Source organism: Novosphingobium sp. FG137, assembly GCF_057809735.1.
Map to the genome: position 1 here is coordinate 456,910 of NZ_JBMDKN010000005.1, position 15,529 is coordinate 472,438.

Sequence of the window (15,529 nt, forward strand, 5' to 3'; positions counted from 1 at the left end):
ATTGCCCGCCCTTGTCAGACGATGGGCGGCACCGACTGCGGCGGAATGTCCGCGTCCGTCTCATGCACTTCCACCGTGCCGCGCCCGACATGGCTGCGGCTGCGGCTGTAGGTGTAGTAGACAAAGAGGCCGATCACCGCCCAGCCGAAGAACAGCAGGATCGTCTCATGCGAGAGGCTGAGGAACAGGTAGACGCAGCCCGCGATCGAGATCGGCGCGACCACCGCCACCGCCGGCGTGCGGAACGGGCGGTGCCGCTTGGCATCGGTCCGGCGCAGCACCAGCACCGCGATCGAAACCGCAGCGAAGGCGAAGAGCGTGCCCGAGTTGGACACGTCGGCCAGCAGACCCACGGGGAAGAAGGCGGCAAACAGCGCCACGAACACACCGGTGAGCATCGTGATCACATGCGGGGTGTGGAACTTGGGGTGGATGCGCGAGAAGAACTCGGGCAGCAGCCCGTCACGGCTCATCACGAAGAAGATGCGGGTCTGGCCGAACATCATCATCAGGATCACCGAGGGCAGCGCCAGAATGGCTGCGGCACCGACCAGCCAGCCGACGAAGGGATAGCCGACCGAGCGCAGCGTCCAGGCCAGCGCCTCCTTCGAGCAGACCACCGCGTTGTCCTGAACGGCGGCGCAAGCGGCCGAGAGAGCGGGCGTGCCGGGTGAAAGCACCTCACCCGCCGGACCGAACATCGGCTGCGCGCCGACAGTGCCGATCACACCGGCAGCAACGAGCATGTAGAACACGGTGCAGATGCCGAGGCTGCCGATCAGGCCGATGGGCATGTTGCGCTGCGGGTTCTTGGTTTCCTCCGCCGCGGTCGAAACCGCATCGAAGCCCACGTAGGCAAAGAAGATCGAAGCCGCCGCGCCCGAAATGCCGGTAAAGCCGAGCGGCGCGAAGGGCACGAACTTGCCCGACTGGATCACCGGCAGGGTCAGCACCACGAACATCGAGAGCGCCGCGATCTTGATCGCCACCAGCACCGCGTTGACCGTGGCGCTTTCCTTGGTGCCGAGCACGAGGAGCCCCGTGATCACCGCCGCGATCGACATCGCCGGCAGATTGATGATCCCGCCATCAAACGGCCCGCGCACGAATTCCAGCGGCACGGTTATATGGAAACTGTGCTGGACGAACCCGATCATGTAGCCCGACCAGCCGACCGAGACCGCACCTGCCGCAATCGCGTATTCGAGGATCAGCGCCCAGCCGACCATCCAAGCCACGAGCTCCCCCATCACGGCGTAGCTGTAGGTATAGGCAGAGCCCGAAACCGGCACCATCGCGGCCATTTCCGCGTAGCACAGCGCCGCAACCGCACAGACGAAGCCAGCGATGATGAAACTGATCATCATGCCGGGACCCGCCTTCTGGGCAGCCTCGGCAGTCAGCACGAAAATGCCGGTGCCGATGACGGCGCCGACGCCGAGCATGGTGAGCTGGAAAGCGCCGAGCGATCGATGGAGCGATTTCTTCTCGGCAGTTGCAAGAATGGCGTCGAGTGGTTTGACGCGACCGAACATTGATTTCTCCCGCCTTGGTCCGTCAGCCGATTGCGCCCTTTTCACCCATTGCGCGGGCGCGACTGCCGGTCACCAGGTTTGCTACTTTTATTGCTAGCGCCGAGGACCGCTGCCGCAAAGCGCTTTTTCCCCAACCCTGTGCACCGGGGCGGAACAACCAAGGCCCGAAACGGACCCGCCTTGCGGCTTTGCGGCTTTGGTCTAAAAGCGCGAGGCCCAGCGACAGGGAACCTCGCTAATGTCCACGACCTACGTCCTCGACACCGCCACCAGCCGCGCGCACCCCACGCCGGCGCCGATGAAGCGGCTCAACATTCCCGGCATCCGCCAGCGCAAGGTGGACGGAGTGACCGAGCAGCCGGTGGTGATGCTCACCGCCTATACCGCGCGGCAGGCCCAATTGCTCGATGCGCATTGCGATCTGCTGCTGGTGGGGGATTCGCTCGGCCAGGTCATCTATGGCCTGCCTTCCAGCGTGCCCGTCACGCTCGACATGATGTGCGCGCATGGCGCTGCGGTCGTGCGCGGATCGTATCATGCGGCGGTCGTGGTCGATATGCCCTTCGGCGCCTACGAGCGTTCGCCCGAGCAGGCCTTCGAGAGCGCCTCGCGACTGCTCAAGGAAACCGGCTGCGATGCGGTGAAGCTCGAAGGCGGCGTGGCGATGGCCGAGACCGTGGCGTTTCTCGTCGCGCGCGGCATTCCGGTGATGGGCCACGTCGGCCTCACCCCGCAGGCGGTCAACGTGCTCGGCGGCTATAACGCACGCGGACGCAGCGCGGCGGAAGCCGAGAAGATCGTCGGCGACGCGCGCGCAATTGCCGAGGCCGGAGCCTTTGCCATCGTCGTCGAAGGCGTGGTCGAACCGCTGGCCATCCAGATCACCCAGGCCGTACCCTGCCCCACCATCGGCATTGGCGCTTCGGCGCAGTGCGACGGGCAGGTGCTGGTGACGGACGACATGCTCGGCATGTTCGAGCGCACCCCGCGCTTCGTGAAGATCTACGAGCACCTTGCCGAGACGATTTCCGCCGCCGCCGCGACTTATGCCGCCGAAGTGCGCGCGCGCACATTTCCGGGGGTGGAACAGACGTATCAGCCGAAGTAAGAGGCACTGCGCCGCTATTGCGCGGCCATGACGGGACCCCAAATTGCTCAAGAACTTCGGCGGTTCGATCGCCTTCACGCTTGTCTGCCTCGCGCTGGCGGCCGCCTACGGCTGGTTCCAGACCGCATCCGTGCCTGCAACGCTCGCGATGCTGTGGATCGTGATCATGCTTTCGGTGCTCGAGATCTCGCTCTCGTTCGACAACGCCGTGGTCAACGCGGTGGTGCTCGGGGAAATGGACCCGGTGTGGCAGCGCCGCTTCCTCACCTGGGGCATGGTGATCGCGGTGTTCGGCATGCGCATCGTGTTTCCGGTGGCGATCGTGGCGATTGCATCGGGCATCGGGCCGGTCGAGGCGGTCCGCATCTCGCTGACCGAACCGAAGCGCTACGAGGAAATCGTCTCCAGCGCGCATGTCGGCATCGCGGGCTTCGGCGGGGCGTTCCTCGCCATGGTCGGCCTCTCGTTCTTCTTCGATGGCGACAAGGACGTCCACTGGATCAGCTGGATCGAAACCCGCCTGGCCCGTTTCGCCGATATCAAGGCGGCGGAAATCGCCATCCTGCTGGTCGCGGTCTACGGCATTTCGCTGCTGCTGCCCCCTGACGAAGCGCTGACCTTCCTTGGCGCAAGCGCGCTGGGCATCGTGACGTTCATCGCGGTCGAGGCAATCGGCACGTTGCTTGAAATGCAGGAAGCGGCGCAGAAGGCGGCGGGCCAGGTCGTGCGTTCAGGGCTCGGCGGGTTTCTCTATCTCAACGTGCTCGATGCCTCGTTCAGCTTTGACGGGGTGATCGGAGCCTTCGCGCTGTCCAACAACATGGTGGTCATCGCGCTCGGCCTGTCCATCGGCGCGATGTTCGTGCGCTCGCTCACGCTGCTGCTGGTCAAGCAAGGAACGCTGGCGGAATACCGCTATCTTGAGCACGGCGCCTTCTGGGCAATCGTGGCGCTGGCCGCGATCATGCTGATCTCGGCGCATGTGGAAATCCCGGAAACGGTGACCGGCCTGATCGGTGCGGTGCTGATCGGGCTCTCGCTGTGGTGGTCAGTCCGCCACAACCGCCGGTTCCCCGATTGCGAGATCGAGGACGCGCTGCGGGCGGAGTAAGCCGCGTAAGGAAAGTGGTTCGCGCAGAGGCGCAGTCGCGCGGAGAGAAAGAGAATCTCGCGCAGAGACCGCAAAGAGGCTGCGTGCGCCGCAGGCGGATTTGGAGTTTGAAGGACCGTCCAAAGTTGAAGCGGCTTCGCCGTCAACCATTTAGTCTCTGCCGTCTCTGCGAACTCTGCGCGAACCGCCGTCTTCTTCCCTCCGCGCCTCCGCGCCTCTGTGCGAACCCAATTCACTCCAGCGGCGCAGACGCCAGCTTCGGTGCCGGAGCCGGCGTGCCAAGGAAGCGCGGTGCGGGTGCGGGCATCGTCATTCCGCCATCCTCCACGAACGTGCTGCGCGCCGTATTGTGCGGGTGGTGCGGCGCTTCCTTGAGGCTCAGGACGGGCGCGAAGCAGATGTCTGTGCCGTCCATGATCGCTTCCCACTCTGCACGGCTCTTCGTCGCGATCATCGCGGCGACTTTGGCCTTGAGCGCCGGCCAAGCCGACTGGTCATGCTGCGCAGCGAAGGCGGGATCGGCGCCGAGGCCGCTCTTCTCCATCAGCAGCGCGTAGAACTGCGGCTCGATCGAGCCCAGCGCGATCCATTTGCCATCGCTGGTCTGGTAGGTGTCATAGAAATGCGCGCCGCCGTCGAGCAGGTTGACCCCGCGCTCGTCCTTCCATTGGCCATTGCCGAAGAACGTCCAGGTCATCGCCGAAAGGATCGCCGCGCCGTCGACCATGGCGCAATCGATCACCTGACCCTGGCCGGTCCGCTGCGCCGAGAGCACGCCCGCCAGTACGCCGAACGCCATGACCATCCCGCCGCCGCCAAAATCGCCCACCGCATTGACCGGGAATTGCGGCTTGCCGCCTGCCTGTCCATAGGTGTGCAGCGCACCGGCGAGTGCGATGTAATTGATATCATGGCCTGCCAGCGGTGCCATCGGACCATCCTGCCCCCAGCCGGTCATCCGGCCATAGACTAGGCGCGGATTGTCGGCGAGCAGCACGTCCGGCCCCAGCCCCAGCCGCTCCATCACGCCGGGGCGATAGCCTTCGATGATCGCGTCGGCGTCCTTCACCAGCTCGCGGATGCGGGCGATCGAGGCGGGGTCCTTGAGATCGAGCTCGATCCGCACGCGGTTGCGGTTGAGGATATCGCGGTTGCCCTGATCCCCCACCCGCGCGCCCTTGCTCGGACGGTCGATGCGGATCACCCGCGCGCCGTGATCGGCGAGCATCATGCAGGCGAAGGGTCCGGGTCCGATCCCCGCGAATTCGAGAACCGTCAAACCTTCCAGCGCACCAGCCATCACTCACCCCGTCTGTTTTAACCGATCGATTGAAAAGAGGTTTGCCCCGCGATTGCCTCCCTGTCGAGACTTATTGCACCGGTTGGGGCTGACCGCGCGCGGCAAGGGCTCGCGAAATCGCCAGATAGGCATCGCGGCGGGGCTCCCTTGCCCAGGCGGCGGCGAGCAGCTTCATCGCCAGCAGGCTCTGGGGATTCTGGGCCAGATAGCGCGAGGTCATGGAATCGGCATCGCGCGTGCGGCCGAGCGCCCGCAGGGTGGCATCCATGCGCCGCAGCACAGGTTCGTTGAAGCGGATCGATGCGCCGTTCTGATAGTCCGCCAGCGCGCCTGCCGCATCACCGCGCATGGTGCGCACGTCACCGGCAAGAAGGTGCGCCTCGGCCGCGCCGGGATTGGCATCGCGCAGACGGTCCGCCGCGGCCTGCGCTTCGTCATTGCGGCCATCCTTCAGCAGCGCGCGAATATAGGGCACCGCCGTCTGCGCCCGGTTCGGCGCATCGGCATAGGCACCGCCCAGCACGGCCGCGGCGAATTCGGTGGGCAGCGGCACCGGACCATGAGCCGCAGGGTGCGCCGCGCGCGCAAAAAGCGCCTCGGCACGGGCCTTGTTGCCCAGCCGCTGCCAACTCGTACCGACCAGACGCAGCGTATAGGGCGGCGCGGTCGCCTGCATGGCGTCCTTGTCGAAGCGGCCCAGCAGCGGCTGATCACTGCCCTGCCGCGACATGGCGCGCAGCAGCATCTGCCGCGCCTCGAGATTGTCCGGCTGCAGGCGCACCAGCCGGTCGAACTGCTCCACCGCCACGTTGGTATTGCCCGCCCGGTATTCGAGCACGCCGGTCAGCATGACGGCGGCGGGCATGTCGCGAAAGGCGTTGCCCGTGCGCTGCAGGATCGTCCGGGCCAGATCGGTTTCCCCGGCGCGCGCCGCCAGAACGGCTTGCAGATAGGCGGGGCGCGGGTTCTTGGGATCGACTTGCGCCAGCTTGCGGCACACGATCAGCATCCCGCGATACGCGCCCATATCGCCCAGCGTCGCGGCATATTCGCCGAGCAGCGCCGGATCATCGGGCCGCACCTTGAGCCCCGCCTCGAACCAGGGCAGCGCGGCGGCGAGGCCATATTGCTCGCGGATCAGCAGGCCCCGGAAGGCCAGCGCGCGGGCATTCTTCGGATCGAGCGCAACGGCGCGGTCTGCCGCCTCGATCGATTGCAGCTGCTCCCCGCCCGAGAAGCGCAGCGACGCGATCGCGACCCAGAGGTCGGAATCCCTGGGATCGGCCCTCAGCGCCGCATCGAATGCGTTCGCCGCGCCGCGCAGATCGCCCTGTGCCAGCGCAATCTGGCCGCGCACGCGCCAGCCCAGCGCCTCGGTGCCGGGCGCGAAGGTCCCCCCTTCCAGCACCTTGCGCGCCTCGCTGCGGTCCCCTTCGGCCAGCAGCGCCGCGCCCAGATGCGCCCGCAGTTCGTCCTCGCGGGTGCCGCCCTTGATCGCCGCGCGCAGCATGACTTCGGCCGAGACCGGATCGCGCCGCTCGATTGCCGCCTGCGCTTTCGCACGCAAGTCATCGAGCCGCGAGGCCCCTGCTGCCGGCCCCGCCAGCAGCAAGGCCCCCAGCGCAAGGCCGAGCGACCGCTTAATGCTGAAGGTCGTACTGCTTGAGGAGATCATAGAGCGTGGGCCGGCTGATCCCCAGCAGACGCGCGGTGTTGGAGATGTTGCCTTCGCTCCGCGCTAGTGCATGGCGGATCATCTTGCGGTCGGTCGCCTCGCGCGCGGACTTGAGGTTGAGCGGATTGGCCTCGTCCTCGCCCGGTTCGGCCAGATCGAGATCGGCGGCGCCCACCAGCTTGCCATCGGCCATGATCACCGCGCGCTTCACGCGGTTTTCGAGTTCACGGACGTTGCCCGGCCACGTCCAGGCGTCGATCGCGGCCAGCGCATCGGGCGCGAAGCCCTTGACCGAGGGGTTCATCTCCGCCGCAAAGCGCGTGAGGAAGACCTTGGCCAGCAGCGCCGCATCTCCGGGCCGTTCGGCGAGACTCGGGATGCGCACGACGATCTCGGCGAGCCGATAGAACAAGTCCTCGCGGAACCGTCCGTCGGTGATCATCGCCTCAAGGTTCTGGTGCGTCGCGCACACGATCCGCGTGTCGACCTCGATCGAGCGCCGCCCGCCGATGCGCTCGATCGTGCGCTCCTGCAGGAAACGCAGCAGCTTGACCTGCAGCGGGAAGGGAATGTCGCCCACTTCATCAAGGAACAGCGTGCCGCCGCTGGCCTGCTCGATCTTGCCCTCGGTGGTCTTGACCGCGCCGGTGAAGGCGCCCTTCTCATGCCCGAACAGCTCGCTTTCGAGGAGGTTTTCGGGGATCGCCGCACAGTTGATCGCGACGAACGTGCCTTGCCGGCGGGGGCTCGCTTCGTGGAGGCCGCGCGCGAGAAGTTCCTTGCCGGTGCCGCTCGCACCCAGCAGCATAACCGAGACATTGGTCCCCGCCACGCGCTCGATCGTGCGCGCGACCTTGACCATCTCGGGCGCACCGGTGATCAGGCGGCCCAGCACCTTGTTGCCTTCAGGTGCCCGCTCGGCCAACTGCCGGTTCTCCGCCTCGATGCGGTGAAGGTGCAGCGCGCGCCGCACGATCAGGCCCAGCGAATCGATATCGACCGGCTTGGCGTAGAAATCATAAGCGCCTTGGCTGATCGCCCTGAGCGCGCTTTCGCGTGCGCCGTGGCCGCTGGCGACGATCACCTTGGTATCAGGCTTCAGCGCCATGATCGCATCGAGCACGGCAAAGCCCTCGCTCGTCCCGTCCGGATCGGGCGGCAGGCCAAGGTCGAGCGTTACCACCGATGGCTCTTCCGATCGCAGCAGCGCGAGCGCGGTCTGGCGGTCGCCCGCGATGTGCACCTCGAAGTCCTCGTAGGCCCACTTGAGCTGCGCCTGCAGGCCCGGATCATCCTCGACGATGAGGAGCTTGGGGAGCGCCTTTACAGCACTCGGGGGCCGGTCCTGGATCATCATGCCACCTTCTTGTCGCCCGACGTATCGTCAGGCTGTGTTTCGAGTTCGGTCGCCACCACCAGCGGAAGACGCACCGCAAACCGGCTGCCAAGGCCCTCGCGGCTCTCCACTTCGAGCCGGCCGTTCATCGCACGCACGAGTTCGCGCGCTTCGAACGCGCCGATGCCGAAGCCGCCCGCCTTGGTCGAAACGAACGGCGTGAACAGGCGGTTGCGCACAAAGTCCGCGCTCATGCCGGAGCCGGTATCGGAAACCTCGATCACGCCGCTCAGGCCATCAAGCCGCGTCTGGAGCAGGACCGCCATGCCGGGCTGGCTGGCGTCGATCGCGTTCTGCACGAGATGCGCGAGCACTTGTTCGAGCGTCTCGCGGCTCGCCGTTACATGGCAGGGCTGGCTCTGGGTGACATAGACCGGGCATTCGCCCCCCGCCCCGCGATAGCGCGCGGCAACGGCTTCGATGACTTCGGCCGCATCGACCGCCTCCAGCCGCTGCACGCCGCCCGCGCCATAGCGCGAGAGCCGCGCCAGCAGAGCGTTGAGCTTGTCCGCGGAATTGGTCAGTGTCACCAGCATATCCTTGCGGAACGCGGGATTGTCGGCATGGCGCTCGGCATTGCGGGCGAGCAGCGCGAGCTGGCTGGCGAGGTTCTTGATGTCGTGCATCACAAAGGCGATGCGGCGGTTGAATTCATCGAACCGGCTCGATTCGAGCAGCGCGCTCTGGCCGTTGTGCTCGGCGATGTAGCTGGCCAACTGCTGCCCCACGACGCGCAGGAGATCGAAGTCTTCCCAATCGAGCTTGCGCGCCAGCGGCGGGCGGGCCAGCACGACAAGGCCGACGAGCCGGTCGAAGTACAAGAGCGGCACCAGCGCCCATGCGCCATGCTCTTCCACCAGCCACCGCGGCATGAGCGCGATTTCGCCCTCGTGGTCCGTGCCGGACCGCACTTCGTCAAGATCGACGATGAAGCCGCGCCGCTCGAAGAATTGCGCGGTATCGAGCGGCATGGCCTCGGCCGGAACCTCGATGGTCGGCCACTGCCACCGCGCTGCAAGCACGAGATCGCCGCCTTCGCCCGGGATCAGCATGAGCCCGCTGGCGCTGTCGGTAATGTCGGCCAGCGCCTGCACCACGCGCGCATGGAGCGGCAGCGCCCCCTGCCCGCCGCGCCCGATGGTCCGGGTGAAGCGCAGCCACTCGGCGCGGTAGTCATAGCGGTGCTGGAAGAAGTGCTTGGCCAGCATCACATTGAGCCAGCCGCGCAAGCGCCCCGAAGGCACCAGCGCGAGGATCACCACCGTCGTCGCAAAGGCAAAGCCCAGCTGCGCCAGCTGGCTGACATTGCCGCCAAGCCACGCGACCGATTGAGCCGCCGCGACCATCAGAATCAGATAACCGCCGATCACCAGCAGCGAGAGCGACTGAAACGCAACCGACCGGCTGGGCGAGAACCGCAGCGCCGATCCGCCGCGCATCGCGCCCACCGAGACGAGCAGGATTGCGCCGATCTGCACAAGGCCGCGCAGGGCCACCATTTCGAGCGGGATGGTCCGGCCGAGATAGGCGATCGTATAGAAGTTGAGGTCGTACCCCCACATCAGGGCGAGCGCGAGCGCAGTCCAGCGCACGGCATCGCGCTGCCCGCTCAGCGCGCCGACATAGAGATTGTGCACCAACACCAGCGCGCCCGTCGTCAGCAGCAGGCGGAACATCACCGAAAGCTGGAAGATCATCGCAACAGCCGGCTGAACCGCGGCAAAGCGGATCGCCAGCACCAGAAGCACGATCTGGAACAGCTCGACCATGGCCAGCACCGCCAGCACCGGGCGCACCTGCACCACGCTGGTATGCCGGTTGTCGCGCGCGAAGAGCGAATAGACCACCGCCAACCAGCACAGATTGCGCACCAGTTCGAACACTTGCGTCAACGCTGCATTCGGCCCGAACGAAGAGCTCAGCAGGGTCCAGGCCGTGGTTACCGTCAGCGCCGCGATCAGCGCGCGGCTGCTTTCCCTGCCGCGCCGCTGCCGGTCAGCCAGCCACACCGTGAGCAACATCGCCGCGAACGCTGCGGCGAGGTAGCTCCACTGGCTGAGGCCGATCCATCCAAGCGGACTTTGCATGGGGGGTCCCCGCGACCGCTCAGCGCGCACCCTCGTTCCAGAGCACCACACGCAGCGTCTGGAGGAGGATCAGGAGATCAAGGAACGGGCTGTAGTTCTTGGCATAATAGAGATCGTATTCGAGCTTGTGGCGCGAATCCTCGATCGAGGCGCCATAAGGATAATTGATCTGCGCCCAGCCGGTGATGCCCGGCTTCACCATGTGGCGCTCGGCATAATAGGGCAGCTTTTCCTCGAGGTCGGAGACGAACTCGGGCCGCTCCGGACGGGGGCCGACAAAGCTCATCTCGCCCTTGAGGACGGTCCAGGCCTGCGGCAACTCGTCGATGCGCAGTTTGCGGATCATGCGGCCCACGCGGGTCACGCGCGGATCGTCCTTGGCCGCCCACTGCGCTCCTGCCGCTTCCGCATCGGTGCGCATCGAGCGCAGCTTGATCAGGCTGAAGTTCTGCCCGTAGAGCCCGACACGGGTCTGGCGGAAGAAGGCCGGCCCCTTGCTGTCGAGCTTCACGATGATCGCGAAAAGCGCGATCACCGGCGCGGTCAGGATGAGCAGCAGGAGGCTCGCACAGATATCGAAGATCCGCTTGAAGGCGCTCGAGATCATGCGGCCCGAAGAAAACCCGTCGGAGAAGATCAGCCAGCTCGGGTTGACCGTATCGAGATCGACGCGGCCCGTCTCGCGCTCCATGAAGGTCGAGAAATCGTTGACGTGGACGCCAGTCGTCTTGATCCGCAGCAGGTCCTTGAGCGGCAGCGCATTGCGGCGCTCCTCCAGCGCAAGCACGACTTCGCTGACGCCGAGGTTCTCGACATAGCGCGTGAGATTGTGGATCGCGTTGCGGTTGATCGCTTCCTTGATCACCGGCGCGCTGTCGCTCATCCCGACGAAGCCGACGATGACGAAGCCCGCTTCCACCCGCTCACCCAACTGGCGCAGGCGCTCCGCCCGGTCACCCGCGCCCAGCACAAGTACGCGCCGACGAAACACTGCCGTGCCGAGCAGGCCGCCCAGCAGGATGCGGATGAACACCAGCAGCGCCATCGCGATGAACATCGCGTAGAACAGGTTGGACCGCCACAAGGTGTGGCCCGGCAGCACGAAATAGACGACTGAAAGCGCAATGATGCCAAGGCTGATCGCCACCAGCAGCCGCGCGGTGGCATAGCGCATTGAACGCAGCGCATCCGAACCATAGACCCCGACCGCGATCATCGCGGTCTGCACCAGCCCGGCAAAGATCAGCAGCGGCATCCACCGATCCGCCACCACGCCGCCATCAATGCCGATCTGGTTCGCCCGGACCGTCCAGCCGAGTTCGCCCGACGCGATCAGCAGGATGAAATCGAGCAGTGCCAGCAGGAACACCGCGTTCGGAATGTAGAGTTTGAACAGGCGGATCATGGTGCCGCAATCATCCGTCTATGCGGCCCGGTGCGGACCTTCTCGTCGCGGTTTATGCGCAGAGGGGTAAAGCGTCGGTAAATCTGACACCCTGTTTCGGCGTGTTAACCTTTGGATTGCCCGATTTTTCGCTGCGAGGGCGCGAGTGCCTGCCCGAAATGTCGGCGCGGTTTACAGCACAGTCTTATGCATGCACCGCACTGGCGAAGCGCTGCGAAGGCTGTCATGTTACTTTTCATGCGGGAAAAGGAACTGCGGCTCGCCCTGGTCTGCTACGGCGGGATCAGCCTTGCGGTCTACATGCACGGCGTCACCAAAGAGATCTGGTACGCCACGCGCGCCAGCCGCGCGTTTCATGATGAGGCCCCTGCCGGCACCGGTGCCGAGGCAGTCTACCGGCGCCTGCTCGAAATGCTGGAGTCTACGCGCGATCTCAGGCTGCGCATCCTTCCCGATATCATCTCGGGCGCCAGCGCGGGCGGGATCAACGGCGTGTTCCTCGCGCAGGCGCTGGCGAGCGGGCAGAGCCTGGAGCCGCTGACCACGCTCTGGCTTGAACGGGCAGACGTTGAAGTCCTGCTCGATCCCGATGCCCGGCCGTGGAGCCGCTTTGCCAAGTTCTGGGCCCAGCCGCTCGTGTGGTTCCTCCTCAAGCGTCCGGGGAATGTGGTCAGCCGCACGGTGGGTTCGGCCCGCACGCGCCGGGAAGTGCGCCTCAAGCTCTCGCACCTCATCCGCGCGCGCTGGTTCGCGCCGCCGTTCAGCGGGATCGGCTTCTCGCATCTCCTCGCCGAAGCCTTTGATGCGATGGCTGAAACCGGCAGCGGCACCGCGCCCTTGCTTCCGGCCGGCCACCCGCTCGATCTGCTGGTCACCGCCACGGATTTCAACGGCCACCGCGAAGATCTGCGCCTCAACAGCCCGCCGATTGTCGAGGAAAGCGAGCACCGCCTTGCCATCGGCTTTCGCCGTAATGCCTCGGCAGGCGCGGGCGAAGACATTGCCGAGCGCGCCGAACTCGTCTTCGCCGCCCGCTCGACCGCCAGCTTTCCCGGCGCTTTCCCCCCGCTCATGCTCGCGGAAATGGACCAGCTGACCACCGAACGCGGGCTTGCCTGGCACGGCCGCGAGGCCTTCCTCAAGCGCGTGATGCCCAGCCGCTGGAAGCGCGGCCAGCTTGGCGAAGTCGCGCTCGTCGATGGCGCGGTGCTGGTCAATCGGCCGTTTGCCCCGGCCATGGCCGTGCTGCGCGATCGGCCCGCGCAGCGCGAGGTCGACCGGCGGTTCGTCTACATCGATCCCAGCCCGGCCCGCACCCCTTTGCCGGACCATATGGAGCGTTCGGTCGGCTTCTTCTCGGCCATCTTCGGCTCGCTTTCGTCGATCCCGCGCGAACAGCCGATCCGCGACAATCTTGAGGCGCTGGAGGCCCAATCGCGCGAACGGGCGCGGCTGCGGATGATTGTAGATACCCTGCGCGGCGAGATCGATACGGCGGTGGAGCGCCTGTTCGGCTATACCTTCTTCTTCGATCAGCCCACGCTCAAACGCCTGACCGCATGGCGCGCCAAGGCACAGCAAGCGGCGGCTGAGCAGGCCGGCTTCGCCTTCCATGGCTATGCGCAGGTCAAGCTTGCCGGCGTCGTCGCTTCACTTGCGCAGGTGACCGAGGAAGCGATGATCGAAGCCCCGCCACGCGGCGCGGTCGAGGCTGAACTCTGGGCGCACCTCGCCACGCTCGGCTTCGACCGGCTCGCGCAGGCCAGGGGCGGCGCCACGAACGAGGCCATCGCCTTTTTCCGCGCGCACGATCTTGGCTTCCGCATCCGCCGCCTGAAGCTGCTCGCCCGCCGCCTTACGCAGGATTGGGACGATGCCGAAGGGATCAGCCCCGCCGAACGCGAGACCGCGCGCGACATGGTCTACCGCGCGCAGGCGCTCTATCAGGCGAAACAGACTGCGGCCGGGCTGGGCGAGGACTTCGCTGCCGTCGCCGCCAGCGCGCTCGCCCGCCCCGCCGATGTGCTCGCTGCCATTGCCGCCCGGCGTGATCTCACCGGCATCGACCTTGCCGTCGATGCGATGATCGTCGAAGGGCTGGCCGCGATGAGCAAGCCGCTGCGCCGGCGCTTCCTCTACGCCTACCTCGGCTTCCCGTTCTACGATGTGGCCACCCTGCCGCTGCTGCAGGGCGAAGGCATGGGCGAATTCGATCCCGTGAAGGTCGACCGGATTTCCCCGGAAGACGCTCTATCAATCCGCACCGGCGGCACTTACGCCTGCCTGAAGGGGGTCGAATTCTTCCACTTCGGCGCCTTCTTCGCGCGCGCCTACCGCGAGAACGACTACCTCTGGGGCCGCCTCCACGGCGCCGAGCGGACAGTCGACCTGATCGCCTCGACCGCCGAACCGCCGCTCCCGCCCGGTGTGATCCGCGCCTTCAAGCGCGACGTCTTCCTCGCGATCCTCGAAGAGGAAAAGTCGCGCCTCACCGCTGAGCCGGGTATGGTCGATGGCGTGATCGCCGAAGTGAACGCGATGTTTGCGAGCGGTTAGAATTCAAAATGGTTCGCGCAGAGGCCGCAGAGATCGCAGAGAAAATCTGTGCTCCGCAGGCGCCAGCCGAAAGCGACCTTAAGCCTCAAGCTGAATTGGCGTCGCCGAATTGAACTGAGACTCTGCGATCTTTGCGATCTCTGCGCGAACCATTTTCGTTCCGCGCCACCGCATAAACAGCGTTACTCCGTCAGATCGTTCCAGGCATCCTTGATCCGGTCAAAGAAACCCTTCGACTGCGGGGTTTCCTCGCCCGTTTCAGTCGCCTGGAATTCACGCAGCAACTCGCGCTGGCGGGCGGACAGCTTGGTCGGCGTCTCGACCTGAATCTCGATCACCAGATCGCCCGTGCCGCGCGCCTGCAGCACGGGCATGCCCGCGCCGCGCTTGCGCAGCTGCTTGCCGGACTGGATGCCGGCGGGAATTTCGATCTTGTGGCGCGCTCCGTCGACCCCCGGAATTTCGATTTCTCCGCCCAGCGCAGCCTTGGTGAAGCTGATCGGGCAGCGTGTCAGCAGTGTCGTCCCCTCGCGCTCGAACATGCGGTGGCGCTTCACGTGGAGGAAGATGTAGAGATCGCCCGCAGGCGCGCCGAACGGCCCCGCCTCGCCCTTGCCGGCCAGCCGGATGCGCGTGCCGTTGTCCACGCCGGCCGGAATCTGCACATCAAGCTTCTGCTCGGCATCGACACGGCCCTCGCCGCGGCAGCTCTTGCAGGGGCTCTCGATCACTTCGCCGCGGCCATGGCAGGTCGGGCAGGTGCGCTCGACCATGAAGAAGCCTTGCTGCGCGCGCACTTTGCCGTGCCCGCCGCACAAGTTGCAGCGCCGCGCCGAAGTGCCCGGCGTTGCGCCGGTGCCGCCGCAGGGCTGGCAGCTCTGTGCCACCTCGACCGCGATCTCGACCGACTTGCCGTGAAACGCGTCCTCGAGCGTGATTTCCATGTCATAGCGCATGTCCGCGCCGCGGCGGGCCTGCTGGCGGCCGCCACCACCACCAAATGCGCCGCCGAAGATCGTCTCGAAGATATCGCCAAGATCGCCGAAGTCGCCGCCGCCAAAGCCGCCGCCACCACCGCCCTGGCCGCCCTGCTGGAAGGCGGCATGGCCATAGCGATCATAGGCCGCCCGCTTCTGCGGATCGGAGAGGCAGGCATAGGCCTCGTTGATCTGCTTGAACTTCGCCTCGCTGTCCTGGCACCCCGGATTCTTGTCCGGATGGAACTTCATGGCGAGTTTGCGATAGGCGGACTTGAGCACCTTCTCGTCTGCGGTGCGCTCCACCTCGAGCAGTTCGTAGAAATCAATTTCAGCCGACATTGCGGTCCCCATCCAAGAACAGCGGCCCGCCGCCTGC

At 66.0% G+C, this 15,529-nt stretch carries 10 protein-coding genes; 3 read left to right on the forward strand and 7 right to left on the reverse strand.

The window, feature by feature from the left end; translation table 11 throughout:
* Positions 1–14: 14 nt before the first annotated feature.
* The gene (locus ACODS2_RS16715; protein ID WP_488999842.1) at positions 15–1,535 is read right to left on the reverse strand and encodes an amino acid permease; all 1,521 of its coding nucleotides are present in this window, start codon (positions 1,533–1,535) and stop codon (positions 15–17) included.
* Positions 1,536–1,773: 238 nt separating this feature from the next.
* On the opposite strand from ACODS2_RS16715, the gene panB reads away from it, so the two are divergent.
* Together panB and ACODS2_RS16725 are read left to right on the forward strand one after the other, a co-directional pair.
* Positions 1,774–2,643 carry a 3-methyl-2-oxobutanoate hydroxymethyltransferase gene (panB, locus tag ACODS2_RS16720; RefSeq protein ID WP_488999843.1) on the forward strand — a complete coding sequence of 290 codons (870 nt, stop codon included), beginning with the start codon at positions 1,774–1,776 and terminating at the stop codon, positions 2,641–2,643.
* Between the two features lie 43 nt (positions 2,644–2,686).
* Complete coding sequence (locus ACODS2_RS16725) at positions 2,687–3,754, forward strand: DUF475 domain-containing protein (RefSeq protein ID WP_298168203.1); 1,068 nt, start codon at positions 2,687–2,689, stop codon at positions 3,752–3,754.
* A gap of 232 nt (positions 3,755–3,986) precedes the next feature.
* Here the strand turns inward: ACODS2_RS16725 and ACODS2_RS16730 are convergent, their stop codons facing one another.
* The 5 genes from ACODS2_RS16730 to ACODS2_RS16750 all read right to left on the reverse strand — a co-directional run bounded on the left by ACODS2_RS16730 (position 3,987) and on the right by ACODS2_RS16750 (position 11,617).
* Positions 3,987–5,054, reverse strand: a complete 1,068-nt coding sequence (locus ACODS2_RS16730; protein ID WP_488999844.1) for a CaiB/BaiF CoA transferase family protein — start codon at positions 5,052–5,054, stop codon at positions 3,987–3,989.
* A gap of 70 nt (positions 5,055–5,124) precedes the next feature.
* The gene (locus tag ACODS2_RS16735; RefSeq protein ID WP_488999845.1) at positions 5,125–6,729 is read right to left on the reverse strand and encodes a tetratricopeptide repeat protein; all 1,605 of its coding nucleotides are present in this window, start codon (positions 6,727–6,729) and stop codon (positions 5,125–5,127) included.
* A complete protein-coding gene (gene prsR, locus ACODS2_RS16740) occupies positions 6,695–8,086 on the reverse strand; it encodes a PEP-CTERM-box response regulator transcription factor (protein WP_488999846.1) in 1,392 nt (463 codons plus the stop codon). The genes ACODS2_RS16735 and prsR overlap by 35 nt, the downstream gene beginning before the upstream one ends.
* A complete protein-coding gene (gene prsK / locus ACODS2_RS16745; protein WP_488999847.1) occupies positions 8,083–10,212 on the reverse strand; it encodes an XrtA/PEP-CTERM system histidine kinase PrsK in 2,130 nt (709 codons plus the stop codon). The genes prsR and prsK overlap by 4 nt, the downstream gene beginning before the upstream one ends.
* A 19-nt stretch (positions 10,213–10,231) precedes the next feature.
* The gene (locus ACODS2_RS16750) at positions 10,232–11,617 is read right to left on the reverse strand and encodes a TIGR03013 family XrtA/PEP-CTERM system glycosyltransferase (protein WP_298168212.1); all 1,386 of its coding nucleotides are present in this window, start codon (positions 11,615–11,617) and stop codon (positions 10,232–10,234) included.
* A 237-nt stretch (positions 11,618–11,854) separates the two neighbouring features.
* Between ACODS2_RS16750 and ACODS2_RS16755 the strand changes: the two genes are divergently transcribed.
* Positions 11,855–14,173 carry a patatin-like protein gene (locus tag ACODS2_RS16755; protein WP_488999861.1) on the forward strand — a complete coding sequence of 773 codons (2,319 nt, stop codon included), beginning with the start codon at positions 11,855–11,857 and terminating at the stop codon, positions 14,171–14,173.
* A 182-nt stretch (positions 14,174–14,355) separates the two neighbouring features.
* Here the strand turns inward: ACODS2_RS16755 and dnaJ are convergent, their stop codons facing one another.
* Positions 14,356–15,492 carry a molecular chaperone DnaJ gene (gene dnaJ, locus ACODS2_RS16760; RefSeq protein WP_488999848.1) on the reverse strand — a complete coding sequence of 379 codons (1,137 nt, stop codon included), beginning with the start codon at positions 15,490–15,492 and terminating at the stop codon, positions 14,356–14,358.
* Positions 15,493–15,529 lie beyond the last annotated feature (37 nt).

Coding starts and splice junctions, on each gene's coding strand:
- ACODS2_RS16715 (WP_488999842.1), bottom strand. CDS start 1,535: ATGTTCGGTCGCGTCAAACCACTCGACGCCATTCTTGCAACTGCCGAG.
- panB (WP_488999843.1), top strand. CDS start 1,774: ATGTCCACGACCTACGTCCTCGACACCGCCACCAGCCGCGCGCACCCC.
- ACODS2_RS16730 (WP_488999844.1), bottom strand. CDS start 5,054: ATGGCTGGTGCGCTGGAAGGTTTGACGGTTCTCGAATTCGCGGGGATC.
- ACODS2_RS16735 (WP_488999845.1), bottom strand. CDS start 6,729: ATGATCTCCTCAAGCAGTACGACCTTCAGCATTAAGCGGTCGCTCGGC.
- prsR (WP_488999846.1), bottom strand. CDS start 8,086: ATGATGATCCAGGACCGGCCCCCGAGTGCTGTAAAGGCGCTCCCCAAG.
- prsK (WP_488999847.1), bottom strand. CDS start 10,212: ATGCAAAGTCCGCTTGGATGGATCGGCCTCAGCCAGTGGAGCTACCTC.
- ACODS2_RS16750 (WP_298168212.1), bottom strand. CDS start 11,617: ATGATCCGCCTGTTCAAACTCTACATTCCGAACGCGGTGTTCCTGCTG.
- ACODS2_RS16755 (WP_488999861.1), top strand. CDS start 11,855: ATGCGGGAAAAGGAACTGCGGCTCGCCCTGGTCTGCTACGGCGGGATC.
- dnaJ (WP_488999848.1), bottom strand. CDS start 15,492: ATGTCGGCTGAAATTGATTTCTACGAACTGCTCGAGGTGGAGCGCACC.